Raw genomic sequence first — 21,602 nt, forward strand, 5'->3', positions numbered from 1 at the left:
TCGGCTAACCCAGCATCTGACTCAGCACTGCGCGCAACTTGCCGGGTTTCACCGGTTTGTTCAGCAGCGGTGCCTCGAGCTTTTGCAAGGCACTGCGGCACTGGTCGGTGCGGTCCGCGGTGATGATGACCGCTGGAATCGCCTGGCCGAAATGCTCGCGCAAATGCCGGACCACCTCACAGCCCACCACCCCGTGATCGAGGTGATAGTCGGCCAGGATCAGTTCCGGCGCCTGGCCCTGCAAGGCCGTCAGCGCAGACGCTTGATCGGTGGCGATCACCACTTCGCAGCCCCACTGCCCGAGTAGCGCGCTCATGCTTTCAAGGATGCTCACTTCATTATCCAGCACCAGCAAACGCCGCCCTGGCAAGGGGTTGCCCGTGCCCGGCAGAGGCACGGCCTGACTGATCGGCAATGGGACCTCGTGGGAAATCGGCACGTCGATGCTGAACATCGAGCCGCGCCCCGGCCGCGAATGCACCTGAATCCTGTAGTCGAGAATCTTGGCAATGCGTTCGACAATCGCCAGCCCCAGGCCGACACCCTTGCGGTCGGCGGCGCGGCCGACGTCCAGCTGGTTGAACTCGAGGAAGATCGAATCCAGCCGGTCCGCGGCAATCCCGCGTCCAGTGTCCCAGACCTCCAGGCGCAGCATTGCACCGCGCCGCCTGGCGCCCAGCAGGATGCTGCCGGCGTCGGTGTAACGGCAAGCGTTGCTGAGAAAGTTGCGCAGGATCCGCGTCATCAGGCGCAAGTCGGTGCTGATGGCGTAGTCGCCCATATGCACACGCAATTCCAACCCGGCGGCTTCGGCCACCGAGCGAAATTCAGACACCAGCGGTCCGAGCAACTCGTCGAGGCGATACAGCGCAACGTCCGGTTTGACCGCGGCCTGATCGAGCCGGGAAATGTCGAGCAGATCGGTGAGCAGATCTTCGGCCCCTTCCAGGGCCTGGTGAGTACGTTCCACCAGCACCTGCTCGACCTCGGGCAGTTTGCGCTCGCGCAAGGTCGAGATCAGCAAGCGCGCGGCGTTGAGCGGTTGCAGCAGGTCATGACTGGCGGCGGCGAGGTATTTGTCCTTGCTGCGATTGGCGGCCTCGGCGGCGTCCCGGGCATCGCGCAGGGCTTCGGCGATCTGTTTGCGCTGGGTGATCTGCTGCTGCAGGTTGCGGTTGGCTTCGAGCAATTCGTCGGTGCGCGCCGTGACCCGCTGCTCCAGTTGGTCATTGAGCTGTTGCAGGCGCTGCTGGGCGAGTTTGCGTTCAGTGATATCGGCGACAAAACCTTCGACCAACCCTTCCTGATCGGGTTTGAGCAACAGGTTCATCAACACGTCCAGGCTGCTGCCGTCCTTGCGCCGCAACTGGGTTTCGTAGCCATGCAGGCTGCCTTGGTGCCTGAGGATTTCGCCGATGTTTTCCAGCTCCCGCGCCCCGCCGACAAACAGGTTGCTGGCCAGGTCCGCCAGCGAGAACAGCACCTCCTGCGGATCCTGATAGCCGAGCATCCGCGCCAGCGCCGGGTTGGCGGCGCGCATGCCTTCGAGCAGGCTGGCCTGGAAGATCCCGTGCACCGCATTTTCGAACAACCACTTGTAGCGATTGCGCTCGGCTTCCAGCTCGTCCAGGCGCGCGGCCAGTTCCGGGTAATGACTCTTGCGCGCCGAATGGCTGCCTAATCCGAGCAGGCCGGCCAGCGCCCGTTGTTGCTCGTCAGAGGGCTTCGCCATAGACGACCTCGACATCACGCTGGCTGGACTCGCGCGGGTTGGTGAGGATGCACGGGTCGTGCATGGCGTGCTGCGAGAGGAACGGAATGTCCGCCATGCTGACCCCGTGCAAACCGAGGGTTTCATGGAAGCCGATCGCATGCTTGAGGGCGATCAGGTGCTCCACCAGGCGCCCGCAGATCTGCCGGTGATTGAGGCCCCGGCAGTCAATGCCGAAGGTCTCGGCGATCACCTTGAAGCGGTCAGGCGCCGAGTTGTAGTTGAAGGCCACCACGTGTTCCACCAGAACCGCGTTGCACAGGCCGTGTGGCAGGTCGAGAAAGCCACCGAGGCTATGGGACATCGCATGCACGGCGCCGAGGATCGCGTTGGAGAACGCCAACCCGGCCTGCATGCTGCCGAGCATGATCTTCTCGCGCAGGGCAATGTCGTTGGGGTTGGCGATCATCTGCACCAGGTTGCCGTTGATCAGGCGCATGGCTTCCAGCGCATGGGGATCGGTCAAGGGTCCGTGACCGGTCGAGACAAAGGCTTCGATGGCATGCACCAGGGCGTCGATGCCGGTACAGGCCGACAGGAACGGGTCCATGCTCAGGGTGGTTTCCGGGTCGATCAGCGACACATCAGGCACCACGGCCTTGCTGACGATGGAGAATTTCATCCGTTCTTGCTGATTGGAGATGATCACGAACTGCGAGACGTCCGCCGAAGTACCGGCGGTGGTCGGAATCAGGATCAGCGGCGGGCTGGGCACGCGGATGGTGTCCACGCCCTCGAACTCGAGGATGCTGCGCCCGTGGGCGACGACGATGCCGATGCCCTTGCCGCAATCCATCGGACTGCCGCCACCGACGGCGACTATCACATCGCAGTGGTTTTCCCGGTACAGCTCGGCGCCGAGCATGACCTCTTCGACCCGCGGGTTGGGCGACACGTCGCTGTACAGGAAGTAATCGATGCCCTGGGCTTGCAGGCTGGCCTCGACATCGGCCACCCATCCGGCGGCAATCACCCCGGGATCGCTGACCACCAGCACCTTGCGGGCACCGAAGGTCTTGGCGTAGTTGCCGACGTTGTGCCGGCAACCGGCACCAAAGATGATTTCAGGCGAAACGAACTTACGCAGCTGGCTGAGACTCTGGCTCATTGGAAGCCTGTTTTTTATTGTTTTGGAAGGTAAAGCCACACTAACGCATCCGGCTGCGAATGCAATCAGACCAAAGGAGCGCCACTTGGGTTGTACCCGGGTTTTGTAATCACTGGTAATCCCTGTGGGAGCGGGCTTGCCCGCGATGAGGCCCGCACATTCAATATCGATGTCGACTGTTAGACCGCTATCGCGGGCAAGCCCGCTCCCACAGGGTTCTGTGTTGGATGTACCTATTTGTTTATCCGCGGTAGATCAGTCGTGAAGCCTTCTCGTTACGCAACGTCAGGTGTTCCATGCCCTGCCCCGGCGCGTCGGCCTCCTCCCGGGCCTTGAGGATCACCCCATGATGCGGCGACTTGCTGCACACCGGGTCGGCATTTGCCGCATCGCCGGTGAGCATGAACGCCTGGCAGCGGCAACCGCCCAGGTCCTTGTGCTTTTCATCGCAGGAGCGGCACGGTTCCTTCATCCAGTCATCGCCGCGAAAGCGGTTGAAACCGAAGGAGTCGGTCCAGATGTGCTCGATACTGTGCTCGCGCACGTTGGGAAACTGCACCGGCAACTGCCGCGCGCTGTGGCAAGGCAACGCGGTGCCGTCCGGGGTGATGTCGAGAAACAGGTTGGCCCAGCCGTTCATGCACGTCTTGGGGCGTTCTTCGTAGTAATCCGGGGTGACGAAGATCAGCTTGCACGGATGGCCCTGGGCCTCAAGACGCTCGCGGTACTCGTTAGTGATGCGCTCGGCACGCTGCAGTTGTTCGCGGGTCGGTAGCAGGCCGACGCGGTTGAGCTCGGCCCAACCGTAGAACTGACAGGTGGCCAGCTCGACGAAATCCGCCTCCAGTTCCAGGCACAGGTCGATGATCTTCGCGATCTGGTCGATGTTGTGCCGATGGGTGACGAAGTTCAGCACCATCGGGTAGCCCTGGGCTTTCACCGCCCGGGCCATGGCCAGTTTCTGGGCGAACGCCTTGCGTGAGCCGGCGAGCATGTTGTTTACCGCTTCATCGGCGGCCTGGAAGCTGATCTGGATATGGTCGAGCCCGGCGACCTTGAACTCGCGGACTTTCTGCTCGGTCAGGCCGATGCCCGAGGTAATGAGGTTGGTGTAGTAACCCATGTCCCGCGCGGCCTTGATCAATTCGGCCAGGTCTTGGCGCACCAGCGGCTCACCACCGGAAAACCCCAATTGCGCCGCGCCCATGTCCCGGGCTTCGCGAAACACGCGAATCCATTCTTCGGTGCTCAGTTCTTCACCTGATTTGGCAAAGTCCAGCGGGTTGGAGCAATACGGGCATTGCAAGGGGCAACGATAGGTCAACTCCGCGAGCAACCACAGCGGCGGTCCCGCAGGCGTATCATTCGATCCAGAATTGCGCATGGGCCACCTCCAGGAATGCCAGAACATCCTCGTCAATCCCCGGCACACCGGGGAAATTCACCGACAGCAGGTCAATGATCGCCGCGACGCTGCGCCGGCCGTCCAGCAGGTCGAGGATCTGCCCGGCGCTGGTGTTGAGCTTGATCATGCCTTCGGGGTACAGCAGCACATGGCAGTCCTGGCGCGGTTCCCATTGCAGGCGAAAACCCTGGCGCAGGGACGGTACCTGCCCGCGCTTGATCAGGCTCACAGGGCTATCCCCCGGTGCCAGACTCTCTCGGTCGTCACCGTGTGAAACGGCGGGCGTTCCAGCTCGTAGGCCATGCTCATGGCGTCGAGCATGCTCCATAGCACGTCGAGCTTGAACTGCAGAATCTCCAGCATGCGTTGCTGGGCCTCAAAGGTCACGTAGTGCGCCAGGGTGATGCGCAAGCCATGCTCGACATCACGCCGCGCCTGGCTCAGGCGAGTACGGAAATAGTCATAGCCGGCCGGGTCGATCCATGGGTAATGGGTCGGCCAGGCGTCGAGGCGGGATTGGTGGATCTGTGGCGCGAACAGTTCGGTCAACGAACTGCTGGCCGCTTCCTGCCAGCAGGCGCGGCGGGCGAAGTTGACGTAGGCGTCGACGGCGAAGCGCACGCCCGGCAGCACCAGCTCTTGGGAAAGTATTTGTTGGCGATCCAGGCCCACGGCTTCGCCCAGGCGTAGCCAGGCTTCGATGCCGCCTTCACTGCCGGGGACGCCGTCGTGGTCGAGAATCCGTTGCAGCCATTCGCGGCGGACCTCGCGATCCGGGCAGTTGGCGAGGATCGCGGCATCCTTGAGCGGGATGTTCACCTGGTAATAGAAACGATTGGCGACCCAGCCCTGGATCTGCTCGCGGCTGGCGCGGCCGGCGTACATGGCTTGGTGGAAGGGGTGGTGGATGTGGTAGAAGGCGCCTTTGGCGCGCAGGGCCTGTTCGAATTCGGCGGGGGTCAGCGGGGTGTCGGTCATTGCGGTTCTCCGGGGAACAACCGTTAAGGTCTGAGGTGTCTGGTCTGGCCCCTTCGCGGGCAAGCCCGCTCCCACAGGGTTTTGTGTACACCGCCGATCCTTGTGGGAGCGGGCTTGCCCGCGAAGAGGCCATCAGCTACAGCACAAATACTCATGCCGTCATAAGCCACCTCTATCCCCCCGCCGCTCCAGCTATGCCCGCTCGGCCGAGGCAGGCCCGGCCAACGCCACGGCTGGCCGGGCGGGCAATCAGCGGTTGGCGAAATACATCGTCACTTCGAAGCCAATGCGCAGATCGGTAAACGCGGGTTTAGTCCACATGGGTCAATCCTCTTCTTGTGCCGGACGATTCCGGTAAAGCCATTAATGCACGGGGTGCGGGGCGATCGAATGCTACTTTCGAACGAGGTGGCGGCGTGCGTTGGTAGGGGGTGGGGCGCGATCTTCACAAACACACAAAACCCATGTGGGAGCGAGCTTGCTCGCGATGAGGCCGGTACATTCAACATTGATGTTGACTGTCACGCCGCCATCGCGAGCAAGCTCGCTCCCACAGGTTCTTTAGGGCTTTTCAGGGTTCTTGCGGGGTTAGAAGAATCCCAGCGGATTGATGTCATAGCTCACCAGCAGGTTTTTGGTCTGCTGATAATGGTCGAGCATCATCTTGTGATTTTCACGACCGACACCGGACTTCTTGTAGCCACCAAACGCCGCATGCGCCGGGTACAGGTGGTAGCAGTTGGTCCACACCCGACCGGCCTTGATCGCGCGGCCCATGCGGTAGGCGCGGTTGATGTCGCGGGTCCACAGGCCGGCACCGAGGCCGAACTCGCTGTCGTTGGCGATGGCCAGGGCTTCGGCTTCGTCCTTGAAGGTGGTGATACCCACCACCGGGCCGAAGATTTCTTCCTGGAACACGCGCATCTTGTTGTGGCCCTTGAGCAGGGTCGGCTGGATGTAATAACCCGTCGACAAGTCACCCTCAAGACGCTCGGCCGCGCCGCCGGTGAGCAGTTCGGCACCCTCCTCCTGAGCGATCTTCAGGTAGGAGAGGATCTTGTCGTATTGCTGCTCGGACGCCTGGGCGCCGACCATGGTCTCGGTGTCCAGCGGGTTGCCGCGCTTGATTTTGACGATCTTTTTCATCACCACTTTCATGAAGTCGTCGTAGATCGATTCCTGCACCAGTGCTCGTGATGGACAGGTGCAGACTTCGCCCTGGTTGAAGAACGCCAGCACCAGGCCTTCGGCGGCCTTCTCGATGAACTGTGGCTCGGCTTGCATGATGTCTTCGAAGAAGATGTTCGGCGACTTGCCGCCCAGCTCCACGGTGGACGGAATGATGTTCTCGGCCGCGCATTTCATGATGTGCGCGCCGATCGGAGTGGAACCGGTGAAGGCGATCTTGGCGATGCGCTTGCTGGTGGCCAGCGCTTCACCGGCTTCGCGACCGAAACCCTGGACGATGTTCAGCACGCCGGCCGGCAGTAAGTCGGCAATCAGCTCGGCGAAGACCATGATCGACAGCGGGGTCTGCTCGGCGGGTTTGAGTACCACGCAGTTACCGGCGGCCAGGGCCGGGGCGAGTTTCCACGCGGCCATCAGCAGCGGGAAGTTCCACGGAATGATCTGTCCGACCACGCCCAATGGCTCGTGGAAGTGATAGGCGGTGGTCAGTTCGTTGATCTCGGCGGCGCCGCCTTCCTGGGCGCGGATGCAGCCGGCGAAGTAGCGGAAATGGTCGGCAGCCAGCGGCACGTCGGCGTTGAGGGTTTCGCGCACGGCCTTGCCGTTGTCCCAGGTTTCGGTGACGGCGAGGATTTCCAGATTCTGTTCGATGCGGTCGGCGATTTTCAGCAGCACCAGGGAGCGGTCCTGCGCCGAGGTCTTGCCCCAGGCGTCGGCGGCAGCGTGGGCGGCGTCGAGGGCTTTGTCGATGTCGGCGGCGCTGGAGCGAGGGAATTCGGCGATCACTTCACCGGTGACCGGCGAAGAGTTGGTGAAGTACTCACCGTTGACCGGCGCAACGAATTCACCGCCGATGAAGTTGCCGTAGCGCGCCTTGAACGTCACGACGGCGCCTGGTGTTCCGGGTTGTGCGTAGATCATGGTGGGCCTCTGTCTGGGTCGATGCCTGTTGGGCAAACAAGCGATAAAGCGATAGTAGAGAGCCCCGCGTGCCAGACGAATGCGTCGTTGGCAGGGGGATTCTCGTCATTTGGTCGTAGGTTTGCGCACATTTTTAGTGTGCATACCTCCCTGTGGGAGCGGGCTTGCCCGCGATGAGGTCGGCACATTCAACATCTTTGTTGGCTGACAGTCCGCTATCGCGGGCAAGCCCGCTCCCACAGGGTGATGCGGTGGGGGCAGAGTCAGTGCTTGGCCACCACCAGGTCTTTGGGCAGCTTGAAGGTCCAGAGCATACCGCCCTGGTTGAAGTCCTTGATGCGCTTGGCCACTTCGCCGCCCCACAGCGGTACCGCGCCACCCCAACCGGAGAGGACCGAGACGTACTGTTCGCCGTCCATTTCCCAAGTGACAGGGGAGCCGAGCACGCCGGAACCGGTCTGGAATTCCCAGACTTTCTCACCGGTTTTGGCGTTGAACGCCTGCAGGAAACCTTCCGGCGTGCCGGTGAACACCAGGTTGCCCTTGGTGGTCAGCACCCCGCCCCACAGCGGCGCGTAGTTCTTGTGGCGCCAGACTTCCTTGCCGGTTTTCGGGTCGATGGCGCGCAGCACGCCGATGTAGTCTTCATTCAATGGCTTGATGGTGAAACCGGCACCGAGGAACGCCGCGCCTTTCTTGTAGGCGATGCCTTCGTTCCAGATGTCCATGCCCCACTCGTTGGACGGCACGTAGAACAGCCCGGTGTCCTTGTTGTAGGCCATCGGCATCCAGTTTTTCGCGCCGAGGAACGCCGGGGCGACGAATACCGAACTGCCTTTGGCTTCAGTGCCGGGCGCGCCTGGGCGGCTGGCTTCGTTGTAGATCGGCCGGCCCTCTTTATCCAGGCCGGTGGCCCAGGTGATCTTGTCCACGAACGGGAAGCCGCGGATGAATTTGCCGTTGGTACGGTCCAGCACGTAGAAGAAACCGTTACGGTCGGCAGTAGCGGCGGCCTTGATCTCTTTGCCGCCTTCGGTGTAGTTGAACGACACCAGCTCATTCACGCCGTCATAGTCCCAGCCATCGTGGGGCGTGCTCTGGAAGTGCCACTTGATGGTGCCGTCGTCCGGGTTGAGCGCCAGGCGCGACGAGGAGTAAAGGTTGTCGCCAGGACGCAGGTGCGAGTTCCACGGCGCCGGGTTGCCGGTGCCGAACAGCAGCAGATTGGTTTCCGGGTCGTAGTAGCCGCCGAGCCAGGGCGCGGCACCGCCGGTTTTCCACAGATCGCCGGGCCAGGTCTTGCCCGCTTCGCCACCGGAGATGCCATTTTCTATGGCCTTGCCGTCCTTGTAGACGTAACCCATGTGGCCTTCGACAGTCGGACGTGTCCACAGCAGATCGCCGTTTTTCGGGTCGTAGGCTTCGATCTTGCCGACCACGCCGAACTCGCCACCGGCCACGCCGGTAATCAGCTTGCCGTTGATCACCATGGGTGCGGCGCTGATGGAGTAGCCTTCTTTGTGATCGGCGACCTTCTTGCTCCAGACCACCTTGCCGGTGTCCTTGTTCAGCGCCACCAGCTTGGCGTCGAGGGTGCCGAAGAACACCAGGTCGCCGTACAGCGCGACGCCACGGTTGATCACGTCGCAGCACGGCCGGATGTCATCGGGCAGGCGCGCATCGTATTGCCAGAGTTTCTTGCCGGTGCGCGCATCCACCGCGAACACCCGCGAATAGGAGCCGGTCATGTACATCACGCCGTCCTTGATCAACGGCTGTGCCTGCTGACCGCGTTGCTTTTCGCCACCGAAGGAGAACGCCCAGACGGGTCGCAGGTCCTTCACGTTGCTGACGTTGAGGGTGTCGAGCGGACTGTAGCGCTGACCCTGGACGCCCAGACCGTTGGTCACGATCTGCTCAGGGTTCTTGGGGTCCTGAAGGATTTCCTGATCGGTGACGCCAGCCAGGGCACTGCCGGACAACAGCATGGCACTGAGCAACAGGCTCAAGACGAAGGGTTGGCGACGTAAGGGTTGGGTCATGACGGCTGCCTCTGCGGTTTTTGTTATACCCGGGAAATTTTCCCGGTCTGGTGCAGATTCTTGGGCGCCGCCGCCCTGACAACAATTGCCCGCAGTGCCTAGATTGCTAATCCCTTAGTACCGGGTCGGAGGAGATGGACACCGGATTTTGCGATCAACACTGGCCAACTGTAGGAGCGAGCTTGCTCGCGAAAAACGTGAGAGCGCCGCGTTCATCCAGGCAGTCCCCGTCATCGTTAACGTCCTTCGCGAGCAAGCTCGCTCCTACAGTTGATGTGTGTTGTTCATTTGTATGCGGTGGAATCCACTCGCGTCATCTGTGAGCGTTCGTAACGCGGATACAGATGGCTGACGCTGCGGATCAGCTCGTAGCGGCTCAGATTGATCCCGGCAAACCGTTCGGGGATGGGGCTGCGGATCATCTCGGCCATGTCGCTACCGTTGGCGGCGCCGTCGCGCATCAGTTGATCGAGCCAGGTGAGGTAATCGTGCATTTGCGCGAAAGGCCGTTGATCGCTGGCCACCGGGCCATGCCCCGGCACGATCAGCGTCCAGGGCAAGCCTTGCAGGGTCGCAATGTCCGCCAGCCATACCGCCAGCCCCGGACTGTTGGGCGTGGTCAGCGCCCGTTGGTAAAACACCAGATCCCCGGCAAACAGCACGCCGGTTTTCCGGTCGAGAATAGCCAGATCCGCGCCGGTGTGCCCACCCAGGCTCAGCAGGCGCAAATCGTGATTCCCAAAACTCGATATGCCAGGGGTCAACGTCTGTGTGGGCAACACCACCTCGGTGCCGCGCATCCAGTCGCCCACCAGTCGATACAGGTTCTCGGCCATCGCATCGCCCTGCTGCTGCAACAGCTCGCTGGTGCCGGCCAACGCGCCGATCGGCACGTGGCTGAAAGCCTGGTTGCCCAGTACATGGTCCGGGTGATGATGGGTCAGCAGCACCTGGATCACCGGTTTATCGGTGATCGCGGCAATGGCCTTGCGCATCGCCTCGCCGTAACGCTTCGATGGCCCGGTGTCGATCACCACCACCCCGGGCTCGGTGACGATGAACGCGGTGTTGACGATGTTGCCGCCGTTGGCCTTGGCGAAGTTGTCGGTACTGCCTTCGAGCAGCCAGGTGTCTTCGGCAATCTGCCGCGGCTTGAGTGAGTAGTCGAGGTCGGCCAGGGCCGGCAGGCTCAGGCTGATGAACAACAGCAGCATCCAGCGCATGACGCGCTCCTTGGGGTCAGGGTATGGCCGCATCGAATTGATTGCCGCTGTTGTCGCGCAGCAACAGGCGCGTCTGCCCTGCCCCTTCGATATCAAAAGCCAGGTTGGGGTTTTCGCTGACGGCGGGAAACAGCTCAAGACGGGCCAGCAACTGGTCATTCTGGTCGCGCAGTTCGGCCTGGTTGATGAAGAACTCCGGGATGCCGCTGACCATGCCGTTGTCCATCGGGTGCGCCACCTGCAGGCGCACCCGACTGAACTCGCCACGGGGATAACGACCGCCCAGCACTTCGCCGATGTGGTCCTCCCAGCCCGGTTGGGTGCGCACCACGCTCGGTGCCGTGCAACCGCCGCCTGCCGCATCGATCAGGGTCGAGCCGACATGCCACAGCCCATCACGGGTCAGCACCGCCGCGCGCAACGGTGTGGCCTGCTCGATACGGATGCGCAGCGACAGCCACGGCAGCACCCGGTCCAGCGGTTGGAAATCGACGATTTTCGGCAAGGGATTGAGTTCGGCCCAGGCGAGGATTTTCACCACCTCGCCCTTGAAGGCCCGGGCGTCGATTTCCAGCGGCACTTGCCGGGCGTCTTCGGCGAACGGCGGCGCGAGCAGCTTGACTCGCTCATCGAACACGAATGGCGCATCACCGAGCATCTGCTGGTGATAGAAGGCCCACATCACCGAGGGCACCGGGTCCTTGCCCGGCTCGATGTCCACCGCGTGCGCGGCCATCGGCAGCCAGCAGGCCAGCAGACAACTCGCTCGCCAGTTCACTGTTGATACATCTCGGGCACGTCATAGCGCAGGCCGTAATGGCCATAAATGGCTTTGACCGAGCCGTCGCGAATCAACGCCTCCAGCGCGTCCTCCACGGCATAGGCCAACTGACGGTTGCTTTCGTGCACAGCCATGCCGATCTCCCAGAGCTGCTTGCCCATGTTCGGGTAGGCGTTTTCCGCCAGCGCCACCTGCGGGTCCGCCGCCTGCTGAACTTGCCAGTCGATCTCGCCGCGCATGGCCATCACCGCATCGACTTCACCGGCCTTCATGGCCGCGAACGCCTGTGGCACGCCGGGATAGTGGTGAGTCTTGCCGGCGAGCATGCCGTTGAACACCGAAGTCAGGTAAAACGACGGCACGCTATCGACCTCGACGCCGATCGGGTGGTGCTCGAACACCGCGACGCTGCCGACCTTGTCCACGCGGCGGCGGTCGAAGGCGACTTGCCATTGTTCGTTCTGGTACGGCCCGAACATCACCACATGGCCGTTTTCCAGTTCGCCTAGTTCGTTGCGTTTACGGGCGTAGTCCTGGTCATACGGCACACGCATCATCAGGTCGGCCAGTTGCAGGTCGTGCAACTGACTGGCCCGCCAGATGTAGTCGCGCAGGTCGTCGTCGAGCTTCTCGCCGGCCGGCGCCCAGATCAATGCCAGGCGCACGCCAAGCGCCTTGGCCAAGGCCTGGGCGAGTTCGACGTCGACGCCCCGAGGCTGACCGGCGTCTTCGAAACTGTAGGGAGCAAAGTCCTTATAGACCGCCACTTTCAGCTCCCTGGCAGCGATCATTTCGTCATAGGTGCGGACCTGCGCCTGCGCCACCTGGCAGCACAACAATACGGCGCTGATCAACACAGCGAGCAGGCGCATGGGTTATTCCTCGACGTGAACGCTATCCAGGTAAGTGCGCACCGCCCACAAGGCTTCCTGGCTCAGGTAGTCGGCCATCTTCGGCATGTACACTCGGCCATCGCGCACGGCGCCGTGACGGACCCGTTCGACGAACCATTCATCACCGGCGTCGCCGACATCGAGCATACGCAGGTCGGGAGCGATGCCGCCGGACTTGGCTTCCAGGCCATGACAGGCCGCGCAGTTCTGGTTGTAGGCCGAGGAGCCGATTTCCACTGCCTTGTCGTGTTCCGGGGAGGTGCGATAGGGGTTCACCGCCGCCCAGCCGTCGCCATCGACCTGCACGCCGGCGTCCTTGATCGGGGTCAGGCCCTGGGTGGCGACGGCCTGGGGCACGACGTTGCCGTGGGCCCAGACGGAACCTGCGCTGATAAAGCCGGCCAGCAGTCCGGCAACGAGCAAGGCGTTGCGTTTTGTTGTCATTGTTATGCCCTCGAGATTGCACGCAAAACCTCTTTGATGAGGCTATGGCACCCATCTTAAGAACGGCTTCGCGCCAGCCCCATGCTGCTTTGGTGTCCGCCACCCGGTACCTTGGTAGTAGGGCTTGTGGCGCACACCCAAATCAGGTGCCCCATGGGAAGTTTTCCCGGCAACGGCGGGACTTTTTCCGTATCCGGCGACACACCGGGCGCACCACCCTGTGCAGGCCAAAACCTCCACTGGGAACTGCAACCATGACAATAAGATCGCTACCCGCCCTTTCCCCTTTGACGCTCGCCGTGCAGGCTTTTCTGTTGGTCGGCAGCCTGTCGCTGAGTCCCGCCAGCTACGCCGCAACCGCCCCTGCCGTCCCGACCCGCAACGTCAGCTGGGAAGACATTGCCAACGATCACCTGACCACCAAGGACGTGCTGCAATACGGCATGGGCACCAACGCCCAGCGCTGGAGCCCGCTGGCCCAGGTCAACGACAAGAACGTGTTCAAGCTGACCCCGGCCTGGTCCTACTCGTTCGGCGATGAGAAGCAGCGCGGCCAGGAATCCCAGGCCATCGTCAGCGACGGCGTGGTGTACGTCACCGGTTCCTATTCCCGGGTATTTGCCCTGGACGCCAAGACCGGCAAGCGTCTGTGGACCTACAACCATCGCCTGCCGGACAACATTCGTCCGTGCTGCGATGTGGTCAATCGCGGTGCCGCCATCTATGGCGACAAGATTTATTTCGGCACCCTCGACGCGCGGCTGGTCGCCCCGTCGGCGTGACCGTCGGCTATGGCGGCGCGGTGCCGTTGTGGGGCGGCGACATGGCCGAGCTGACCAAGCCGGTGGCTCAGGGTGGGTCGTTCTGGGTGTTCAAGATCCCGAGCTGGGATCAGCAGACGGTGAAACGCTGATACCCCCTTCGCCAGCAAGCCGGCTCCTACAGATTTGCGACCCCCTGTAGGAGCCAGGCTTGCCGGCGAACGGGACGCCGCGGTGTATCTGTCGCACCGCGTTAGCGTTCTTCGCGGCGGTGCGGCGGTCCGACAAGCCTCGCTCCTACAGCGAAACCGCCCTCCCACACGACGAGAACCCGCCATGAAATACCTGCCTCTTTTTCTGTTGTTGACCGCCTTCCCGGTTTTCGCCAACGACGGCGAAGACACTCCGCTGATCATCAACGGCTGCACCATCGCCGGCCACAGCCAATGTCCCGGCGCCAATCTCAAAGGTGCCAACCTGAGCAATCAGGACCTGCGCAACATGAACCTCAGTGGCGCCGACCTGCGCGGTGCCGACCTGCGTCACGCCCGCCTCGACCTTGCGAACCTGGAAAAAGCCCAACTCCAGGGCGCCAACCTGACCCGTGCCAGCCTGCAACAAAGCAACCTGCGCCTGGCCGATTTCAGCGGTGCGACGCTGATGGCGATTCAAGGCTGGGGGATGTTTGCCCAGGGTGCGCAATTCCAGGACGCCAACCTCAGTGGCGCTTACCTGCAATTCGCCCGTCTCTCCGGCGCCAAAATGCACAACGCCGATTTGCGGGCTGCGGATCTGGAAATGACCTGGTTGAGCAAGGCCGATCTCAAGGGCGCCAACCTCGGCGATGCCAACCTGCAGGAAGCGAAGTTCGGTGAGAGCAATCTGGAGCAGGCCAACCTCAGCGGTTCGCGGCAGCATTATGCGAATTTTCAGGATGCGAATATGGAGGGGTGTATGGGGTGTCCAACCAGCTGGAACAAGTAACTCGCTCTAACGGTTGACGGATAACCCTGTGGGAGCGAGCTTGCTCGCGATGAGGCCTGTAAATTCAACAATGATGGTGGCTGTTACATCGCCATCGCGAGCAAGCTCGCTCCCACAGGGTCTTGCGGTGATTTGAACTAACTCGCCACCCGCACCACCCCCATATCAATCCCCAGATGTACCAGTTCGGCATGGGAGGTCACCTGCAATTTGCTCTTGAGCAAGGTCAGGTGATTGGAAACAGTCTTGCTGCTGATGCTCAACTGCTCGGCAATCACCCGCGCCGGAGTACCCTTGGCGAGCATCACGAAAATCTCCAGCTCGCGCTGGGTCATGCTCTGCAACCGCGGATCACTGGCGTCCTGTTGCGGATGACATGCCAGTTGGGTGGCCAGGGGCTGTTCGATATAGGCATGGCCCGCCAGGATGCGTCGCACGGCCTCGATCAGCACTTCGGGCGCCGAACTTTTGGTCAGGTAACCCGAAGCCCCCGCATCCAGCGCCTGACGCACCAGCGGCAACTCATCGTGCATGCTGAAAAACAGCACCCGCAACTGCGGCAAGCGCTGGCGCAGGCGCCGGGTGGTCTCCAGGCCACTGATCCCCGGCAGGCCAAAATCCATGATCACCAGGTTCGGCACAGCTTCATGAACCCGCGTCAGCGCCTCTTCACCCGTGGCCGCCTCACGTACTTCCATCGCTGGCAGCGCCGCCCGCAACAGACTGGCATAGCCCTGACGGACCACCGCATGGTCATCGACCAGCAGAATATTCATGACGCCTCCAAAGGCATGCTCAAGGCCAGTGCCCAACCGGCACCGGGATGGCTGATGATCCGCAGCTCGCCGCCCAGGCTGCGGGCGCGCTCGAACATCGAATACAAACCGACGCCCGGCCGCTGGGGCTGTTGTGCGCCGCGACCATTGTCGCGAATCAGCAAGCGCAAGTGCCCGCCGCGATGGTGCAGGCGCACCCGCACCTGGCTGGCGCCGGCGTGACGGGCGATGTTGGTCAACGCTTCCTGCAACAAACGGTAGAGATGCGTTTTGTTCGGTGCGGACAAAGGCGGTAACTGCGCACTGACCAACAATTGGCACTCAATCCCTTGCCGCCCCTGCCATTGCTCCACCAGCAAGCCGAACGCTTCGGCCAGTGGCAGGTGCTGCAACACCACCGGATAAAGGTCGTGCACCAGCGCGCGAAAGCCCTGTTGCAGGTGTTCGCAGTTGTGCTCAAGCTCGCGCACCGTGCGTTCCACCACCACGGGTTGATCCGCCACCAGCCGCAACAGACAGGCCTGGGCGCGAATGCCGGCCAGGTATTGACCCAGGTCATCGTGCAGGGTTTGCGCCAGATGAGTGCGTTCCTGCTCCTGTACCGCCAGCAACGTCCGGGTCAGTCGAGTGTTGTCGACACGAGCCTGCTCCAGCGCCTGGGTCATGCGATTGAAATGCAGCGCCAGTTGCTGCGCCTCGGGCATGCCTTCGGCGCGCAAACGCACGTTCAGTTGGCCTGCGGACACCTGCTGCAACGCCCGCAGCAAGTCGTCGAGCAGCCCCATACCCCGGCGCACGGCCCAGCGAATGGTCAAAAGACTCAACAACAATGCCAGCCCACACAGGCTCAACAGTTGTTGCAGCGAGTCCCAGACTTCATCGATTTCATCCCGTGGATCGACCCCGATCTGCACCCGCCGCCCATCCTGCAGGTCCAGCACCCGCGGACTGTGGCGAGCCTCGGCGAACAACAGACGTCCAAGCCAGGCATCAAGTCCATCCTGCGCCGGCAACCGTGCCTGTTCGCCGTGTTCCAGCCAATGCACCCGCACATGACGCAAGCTGCCGGTCAGCCTCGGCTGCAGGCTGGCGGGATCGCGCTCGGCGGTTTCGCTCAAGTATTCAACCACCGCTTCGGCCGATTGCAGCTCACGCTCCACGTCCGCCAGCGCCTGGTGCACCAGCAAGCCCATGCACGCCAGGGTCACCAGGGCGAAAAATCCGCACACCCACAGGTTGATCCGCCACAGGGCCGACACGCCTAGGGGGCGTTCTCAATTAGTTTCCACACCGCGCCGGGCCTGCTGTTGTGCAGGGCAAGGCGCGAGAAGCGTGGTTTGGTCATTCCAAATAAGCTTCGAGCAACGCAGCCCTGCACAACAGCAGGCCCGGCCCTTCGGGTTGTGCCTTAAAGCGGGCCAGGCTGCGTTGCAGGCCTTGGAAAGGGAACAACCATTCCCAGCGGCCTGCGCCTTGCCTGGCCCGCTTTAAGGCGACAACGCGGTGGGGAAACTAATTGAGAACGCCCCCTAGCGCCCCGGCGTCGCGGGCAACACCGGCAACGGTGCCGGGCGCGGGCCGTGAAACTTGTCGACACCGATCAGGGTGAGAGTCAGCAGCAACGGCAGGAGCAGCGCTTTGAGAACTCGCATGATCGATCGCCTCCAGAGTGATGGCCGTTGTGCCCATGCTAAAACCGCGCCGCCCGGGGCGAGTTACTACCTTGGTACTGGCTGACTGGTACTTTCTGCATATTTCATCCCTGTCCCAGGGTTCCTATGCTGGTGCTACCTGTAAAGGAGTGCCCTATGCGCCTGCTTGCCCCGTACGCCCTGATCTACCTGCTGGCGATTGCCTGCGCAGCCGGGCTGGCCACGCAAAGCCAGGCCGCGGACGCGTCGTTGCAGGTGCAGATCGGATACCTGGGCTATCGCCCCGACCCGGGCCCGTTGCTGTCGAACATCATTCCCGAGCCGGTTGACGCCGGGCTGCGTGGCGCCGAACTGGCGATCACCGACAGCAACAGCACCGGGCGTTTTCTCAACCACGGCTACACCCTGGTCAGCATCAACGCCGACAGCCCCGAAGCCTTGCTCGATGCGGCGAAAGCCCAACATGAGCAAGGCCTGCGGCTGTTCGTGGTGAACGCGCCGGCCGCCAGCCTGCGCCAACTCAGCGCCGCCCTGCCCGATAGCCTGCTGTTCAACGCCGGCAGTCCTGACGACCGTTTGCGCACCACCGACTGCCTGCCCAACGTGCTGCACAGCCTGCCGAGCCGGGCGATGCTCGCCGACGCCCTGGCGCAATTTCTGGTGGTGCGCAAATGGCAGCGGGCGCTGCTGATCGTCGGCCCGACCGCGGACGATCAAGCCTATGCCGCGGCCCTGCGGCGCGGCGCCAAGCGCTTCGGCCTGCAACTGGTGGCGGAGAAAGCCTGGAGCTTCGATAACGATCAGCGCCGCAGCGCCCAGGCCGACATGCCGCTGTTCACCCAGACTGCCGAGTACGACGTGGTGCTGGTGGCCGATGAGCGCGGTGATTTCGGCGAATACGTGCCGTACCAGACCTGGTACCCGCGACCGGTGGCCGGTACCCAGGGCCTGACCCCGGTGGGCTGGCACAAGACCGTGGAAACCTACGGTGCCGCACAGTTGCAGAAACGCTTCGAAGCCCTGGCCGGACGCTGGATGAACGATCGCGATTTCGCCGCCTGGATTGCCGTGCGCAGCATTGCCAGCGCGGTGAGCAAATTGCGCCAGGTCGATCCGATGGCGATCCGGACGCTTGAGATCAGCGATCAGTTGCCGCTGGACGGTTTCAAGGGGCGCAAGCTCAGTTATCGCCCATGGAACGGCCAGTTGCGCCAGCCAATTCCCATCGTGCAACCCCGGGCGCTGGTCAGCACGTCGCCGCAAGACGGTTTCCTGCACCCCTTCAACGAAATGGACAGCCTTGGGTATGACAAGCCCGAGGTCAGCTGCCGCTTTCCCTGATTCGACTTTCCACAAAAACCACAACAACAAGGAATCCGCCATGCGCCGCACCCTGCTCTGCCGCTCCCTAGTTTCATGGGCCCTGCTGCTCGCCGCCGGGCACGCCGCTGCCAGCACCGCCTGGGTGTCCAACGAAAAGGACAACAGCCTGAGCCTGATTGACCTGCAGACCCTGCAAGTCACCGACACCCTGCCCGTCGGCCAACGCCCGCGCGGCCTGCTGCTGTCCCACGACTACACGCTGCTGTACATCTGCGCCAGCGACTCGGACCGGGTCCAGGTGATGGACGTCGCCACGCGCAAGATCATCAAGGAACTGCCGTCCGGCAAGGACCCCGAACAGTTCGCCCTGCACCCGAACAATCGCTGGCTGTATGTCTCCAATGAAGACGACGCGCTGGTGACGGTGATCGACACCGAAACCTCCAAGGTGCTGAGCCAGATCAGCGTCGGCGTCGAACCCGAAGGCATGGCCGTCAGCCCCGACGGCAAGTGGGCGGTGAACACCAGCGAAACCACCAACATGCTGCACTGGATCGACACCGCGACCCAGACATTGGCGGACAGCACCCTGGTGGATCAGCGTCCGCGGTTCGTCGAGTTCACGCCGGATGGCTCCAGACTCTGGGCCTCGGCGGAGATCGGCGGCACGGTGACGATTCTCGATGTTGCCAGCCGCCAGGTCCTCAAGACACTGACCTTCAAGATCAAGGGTGTGCACCCGGATAAAGTGCAACCGGTGGGGATCAAGCTCAGCGCTGACGGCAAGTACGGTTTCGTCGCGCTCGGCCCGGCCAATCATGTCGCGGTGATCGACGCCAAGACCTTCGAGATTCTCGATTATCTGTTGGTCGGGAGACGGGTCTGGCAGATGGCGTTTACCCCGGATCAAAAGCAACTGTTGGCCACCAATGGCGTCAGCGGCGATGTGTCGGTGATCGATGTCGACAGCCTCAAGGTGGTCAAATCGGTCAAGGTCGGCCGTTATCCGTGGGGCGTGGTGGTGACCCCATGAGCGCCCTGGAAGTCAGCGACCTGAGCTTCGCCTACGGGGCGCGGGAAGCATTGCGCCAAGTGAGTTTCAACCTGGCACCGGGGCGTTTCGCGGCGTTGCTGGGGCCGAACGGCGCGGGCAAATCGACGCTTATCGCCCTGCTCACCCGGCTCTATGATGTGCAGCGCGGTGACATCCGGGTTGGCGGTTGTTCGTTGCGCAACGCGCCGCGGCCGGCACTCAAGCAATTGGGCGTGGTGTTTCAGCAAAGCACGCTGGATCTTGATCTCAGCGTCGAACAGAACCTGCGTTATCACGCCGCGCTGCATGGGATGTCGCGGCGCCAGACCGGCTTGCGGGTCGACGCCGAACTGGCCCGGCAGACCCTCACCGAACGCCGTCGCGAGCGGGTGCGCGAACTCAATGGCGGCCATCGTCGCCGGGTGGAAATCGCCCGGGCCTTGCTGCATGAGCCACGCCTGTTATTGCTCGACGAGGCCAGTGTCGGCCTCGACCCGGCCAGCCGCCTGGCCCTTAACCAACACATCCGCAGCCTGTGCCGCGAGCGAAATATCAGTGTGCTCTGGACCACCCATTTACTCGATGAAGTGCAAGCCAGCGATGACTTGCTGATTCTCCATCAGGGTCGGCTGGTGGCCAGCGGACAGGCCGATGTCCTGAGCCTGGAACATGGTGGCGACCTTGGGTCGGCCTTCGCTCGACTGACCACCCCTGGAGTCACCGGATGAACGCTTACTGGCAGTGTTTCAGCGGCATCGTGCTGCGCGAATGGCTGCGTTTTGTCCTCCAGCGCACGCGGTTTCTCAGTGCCCTGGTGCGGCCGTTGCTGTGGCTGCTGGTGTTCGCTGCCGGCTTTCGCGCGGCACTTGGCATCGCGATCATTGAGCCCTACGACACCTACATTCCCTATGAGGTCTACATCCTCCCCGGTCTCGCCTGCATGATCCTGCTGTTCAATGGTATGCAGGGATCACTGTCGATGGTCTACGACCGGGAAATGGGGAGCATGCGCGTGCTGTTGACCAGCCCCCTGCCCCGGACCTTCCTGCTGTGCAGCAAGCTGTTGGCCACTTCGTTGATTTCGTTGATGCAGGTGTATGCCTTTCTGACGATTGCCTGGGTGTACGGCGTGCAGCCGCCGGCCATGGGGCTATTGATCGCCTTGCCGGCGCTGTTGCTGGTGGCGTTGATGCTCAGCGCGCTGGGTTTGCTGCTGTCCAATGCGATCCGCCAGCTGGAGAACTTTGCCGGGGTGATGAACTTCGTGATCTTCCCGCTGTTTTTCCTGTCGTCGGCGCTGTATCCGCTGTGGAAGATGCGCGAGTCCAGCGAGTGGTTGTACTGGTTGTGCGCGTTGAACCCCTTTACCCATGCGGTGGAGCTGGTGCGGTTTGCATTGTATGAGCGCTTCAATCCGCTGGCGCTGGCGGTGTGCGTGGGGCTGACGCTGGTGTTCGCGCTGCTCGCCGTGCTCACCTTCAACCCGCAACACGCCGCCCTGCGCAAATCCAGCTAACCACACAGAACCCCTGTAGGAGCTGGCTTGCCAGCGAAGACGGTGTGTCAGCCAACAAAGATGTTGAATGTTAAGCCGCCTTCGCTGGCAAGCCAGCTCCTACAGGGGGGGTTGTGTTGAACACGCGAGCAAAATTACTACTTTAGTACCGGTTTACCTGTCTATCGTCGCATTCCAATCGCACCGCGACTGGCATGTAATGGGTTCATAACTATAAGGATTGAACCCCATGCCGCGTGCCCGACGTGTTCTGCTGCGCCCTTCTCTCGCTGTATTGTCGCTGAGCCTGTTACTGGGCGTCGCCCAGGCCGACACCCCGCTGTTCTCCGCCGACGGCTATCGCATCGGTCTCTACCGCAGTCCGACCCCGAATCAACTGCCGGGCGCGTCCATCATCGATACGCCCGCCCTGCAAACCCTGCTCAGCCAAACGCCGCGTCCGCTGCTGATCGACGTTTACCGCCGCCAATGGCTGCAAGGCCGTTTCATCGAAGATCAGCCGCACGAGAACCTGCCGGGCAGCCATTGGCTGGCCAATACCGGTGACGGTGATCTGCCACTCGCCTGGCAGGACTATTTTGCGCGTAACCTGAACACATTGACCGCCGGTGACCTTGCGCGACCGCTGGTCTTCTACTGCCGGTCCGATTGCTGGCTGAGCTGGAACGCGGTCAAGCGCGCCGCCGCCATGGGCTATAAGACATTGTATTGGTACCGCGACGGCCTGGACGCCTGGCAAGCGGCGAACCTGCCGGTGATGCCGGCCCAGCCCGAACCCTTTCCCTGATCTTTACGCTTGCGTG

22 protein-coding genes and 1 pseudogene are annotated in these 21,602 nt (G+C 62.4%); 8 read left to right on the forward strand and 15 right to left on the reverse strand.

Annotated elements, in window-relative coordinates; translation table 11 throughout:
- Positions 1-4: 4 nt before the first annotated feature.
- The 12 genes from ACA062_RS17385 to pedF form a co-directional block, all read right to left on the reverse strand.
- The gene (locus ACA062_RS17385; RefSeq protein WP_497452206.1) at positions 5-1,732 is read right to left on the reverse strand and encodes a hybrid sensor histidine kinase/response regulator; all 1,728 of its coding nucleotides are present in this window, start codon (positions 1,730-1,732) and stop codon (positions 5-7) included.
- Entirely contained in the window at positions 1,716-2,879 is a 1,164-nt protein-coding gene (ercA, locus tag ACA062_RS17390) for an alcohol dehydrogenase-like regulatory protein ErcA (protein WP_497452207.1), read from the reverse strand. The genes ACA062_RS17385 and ercA overlap by 17 nt, the downstream gene beginning before the upstream one ends.
- A 241-nt stretch (positions 2,880-3,120) precedes the next feature.
- Positions 3,121-4,263: a pyrroloquinoline quinone biosynthesis protein PqqE gene (pqqE, locus tag ACA062_RS17395; RefSeq protein WP_497452208.1), complete on the reverse strand. Its 1,143-nt coding sequence runs from the start codon at positions 4,261-4,263 to the stop codon at positions 3,121-3,123.
- Positions 4,241-4,513, reverse strand: coding sequence for a pyrroloquinoline quinone biosynthesis peptide chaperone PqqD (gene pqqD / locus ACA062_RS17400; RefSeq protein WP_497452209.1), 273 nt, complete (start codon positions 4,511-4,513; stop codon positions 4,241-4,243). The genes pqqE and pqqD overlap by 23 nt, the downstream gene beginning before the upstream one ends.
- Positions 4,510-5,262 carry a pyrroloquinoline-quinone synthase PqqC gene (gene pqqC / locus ACA062_RS17405; RefSeq protein WP_497452210.1) on the reverse strand — a complete coding sequence of 251 codons (753 nt, stop codon included), beginning with the start codon at positions 5,260-5,262 and terminating at the stop codon, positions 4,510-4,512. Before pqqC ends, pqqD begins: the two co-directional genes overlap by 4 nt.
- A gap of 249 nt (positions 5,263-5,511) precedes the next feature.
- A complete protein-coding gene (gene pqqA, locus ACA062_RS17410) occupies positions 5,512-5,583 on the reverse strand; it encodes a pyrroloquinoline quinone precursor peptide PqqA (protein ID WP_003253598.1) in 72 nt (23 codons plus the stop codon).
- Positions 5,584-5,850: 267 nt separating this feature from the next.
- Positions 5,851-7,371: an acetaldehyde dehydrogenase ExaC gene (gene exaC, locus ACA062_RS17415; protein WP_497452211.1), complete on the reverse strand. Its 1,521-nt coding sequence runs from the start codon at positions 7,369-7,371 to the stop codon at positions 5,851-5,853.
- A 263-nt stretch (positions 7,372-7,634) separates the two neighbouring features.
- Positions 7,635-9,413: a PQQ-dependent methanol/ethanol family dehydrogenase gene (locus ACA062_RS17420; protein ID WP_497452212.1), complete on the reverse strand. Its 1,779-nt coding sequence runs from the start codon at positions 9,411-9,413 to the stop codon at positions 7,635-7,637.
- A gap of 284 nt (positions 9,414-9,697) precedes the next feature.
- Complete coding sequence (locus ACA062_RS17425; RefSeq protein ID WP_497452213.1) at positions 9,698-10,636, reverse strand: quinoprotein relay system zinc metallohydrolase 1; 939 nt, start codon at positions 10,634-10,636, stop codon at positions 9,698-9,700.
- 16 nt (positions 10,637-10,652) lie between these two features.
- A complete protein-coding gene (locus tag ACA062_RS17430; protein ID WP_497452214.1) occupies positions 10,653-11,414 on the reverse strand; it encodes a quinoprotein dehydrogenase-associated SoxYZ-like carrier in 762 nt (253 codons plus the stop codon).
- Positions 11,411-12,289 (reverse strand): substrate-binding periplasmic protein, encoded by an 879-nt coding sequence (locus ACA062_RS17435; protein WP_497452215.1) that lies wholly within the window; start codon positions 12,287-12,289, stop codon positions 11,411-11,413. Before ACA062_RS17435 ends, ACA062_RS17430 begins: the two co-directional genes overlap by 4 nt.
- Before the next feature lie 3 nt (positions 12,290-12,292).
- Complete coding sequence (gene pedF / locus ACA062_RS17440) at positions 12,293-12,754, reverse strand: cytochrome c-550 PedF (protein WP_497452216.1); 462 nt, start codon at positions 12,752-12,754, stop codon at positions 12,293-12,295.
- 254 nt (positions 12,755-13,008) lie between these two features.
- Here pedF and ACA062_RS17445 point away from each other — a divergent pair.
- The 3 genes and pseudogenes from ACA062_RS17445 to ACA062_RS17455 form a co-directional block, all read left to right on the forward strand.
- A pseudogene (locus tag ACA062_RS17445) lies at positions 13,009-13,524 on the forward strand (outer membrane protein assembly factor BamB family protein); the annotation flags it as partial.
- An 8-nt stretch (positions 13,525-13,532) separates the two neighbouring features.
- Complete coding sequence (locus ACA062_RS17450; RefSeq protein ID WP_497452217.1) at positions 13,533-13,667, forward strand: hypothetical protein; 135 nt, start codon at positions 13,533-13,535, stop codon at positions 13,665-13,667.
- Between the two features lie 184 nt (positions 13,668-13,851).
- On the forward strand, positions 13,852-14,499 hold the full coding sequence (locus ACA062_RS17455) for a pentapeptide repeat-containing protein (protein WP_497452218.1): 648 nt from the start codon (positions 13,852-13,854) through the stop codon (positions 14,497-14,499).
- A gap of 137 nt (positions 14,500-14,636) precedes the next feature.
- Here ACA062_RS17455 and ACA062_RS17460 read toward each other — a convergent pair whose 3' ends face one another.
- The 3 genes from ACA062_RS17460 to ACA062_RS17470 all read right to left on the reverse strand — a co-directional run bounded on the left by ACA062_RS17460 (position 14,637) and on the right by ACA062_RS17470 (position 16,927).
- Entirely contained in the window at positions 14,637-15,275 is a 639-nt protein-coding gene (locus ACA062_RS17460; protein WP_497452219.1) for a response regulator, read from the reverse strand.
- Positions 15,272-16,534 (reverse strand): sensor histidine kinase, encoded by a 1,263-nt coding sequence (locus ACA062_RS17465; RefSeq protein WP_497452220.1) that lies wholly within the window; start codon positions 16,532-16,534, stop codon positions 15,272-15,274. Before ACA062_RS17465 ends, ACA062_RS17460 begins: the two co-directional genes overlap by 4 nt.
- Before the next feature lie 270 nt (positions 16,535-16,804).
- Positions 16,805-16,927, reverse strand: coding sequence for a hypothetical protein (locus ACA062_RS17470; RefSeq protein WP_497452221.1), 123 nt, complete (start codon positions 16,925-16,927; stop codon positions 16,805-16,807).
- 156 nt (positions 16,928-17,083) lie between these two features.
- On the opposite strand from ACA062_RS17470, the gene ACA062_RS17475 reads away from it, so the two are divergent.
- From ACA062_RS17475 to ACA062_RS17495, 5 genes are all read left to right on the forward strand, one after another.
- Positions 17,084-18,268, forward strand: a complete 1,185-nt coding sequence (locus ACA062_RS17475; protein ID WP_497452222.1) for an ABC transporter substrate-binding protein — start codon at positions 17,084-17,086, stop codon at positions 18,266-18,268.
- Between the two features lie 40 nt (positions 18,269-18,308).
- On the forward strand, positions 18,309-19,283 hold the full coding sequence (locus tag ACA062_RS17480) for a YVTN family beta-propeller repeat protein (RefSeq protein WP_497452223.1): 975 nt from the start codon (positions 18,309-18,311) through the stop codon (positions 19,281-19,283).
- Positions 19,280-20,011: an ABC transporter ATP-binding protein gene (locus tag ACA062_RS17485; RefSeq protein ID WP_497452224.1), complete on the forward strand. Its 732-nt coding sequence runs from the start codon at positions 19,280-19,282 to the stop codon at positions 20,009-20,011. The genes ACA062_RS17480 and ACA062_RS17485 overlap by 4 nt, the downstream gene beginning before the upstream one ends.
- Entirely contained in the window at positions 20,008-20,799 is a 792-nt protein-coding gene (locus ACA062_RS17490; protein WP_497452225.1) for an ABC transporter permease, read from the forward strand. The genes ACA062_RS17485 and ACA062_RS17490 overlap by 4 nt, the downstream gene beginning before the upstream one ends.
- A 229-nt stretch (positions 20,800-21,028) precedes the next feature.
- A complete protein-coding gene (locus ACA062_RS17495; protein ID WP_497452226.1) occupies positions 21,029-21,586 on the forward strand; it encodes a PQQ-dependent catabolism-associated CXXCW motif protein in 558 nt (185 codons plus the stop codon).
- The last annotated feature ends 16 nt before the right edge of the window (positions 21,587-21,602 follow it).

It is taken from the genome of Pseudomonas sp. LBUM1679 (assembly GCF_059695565.1).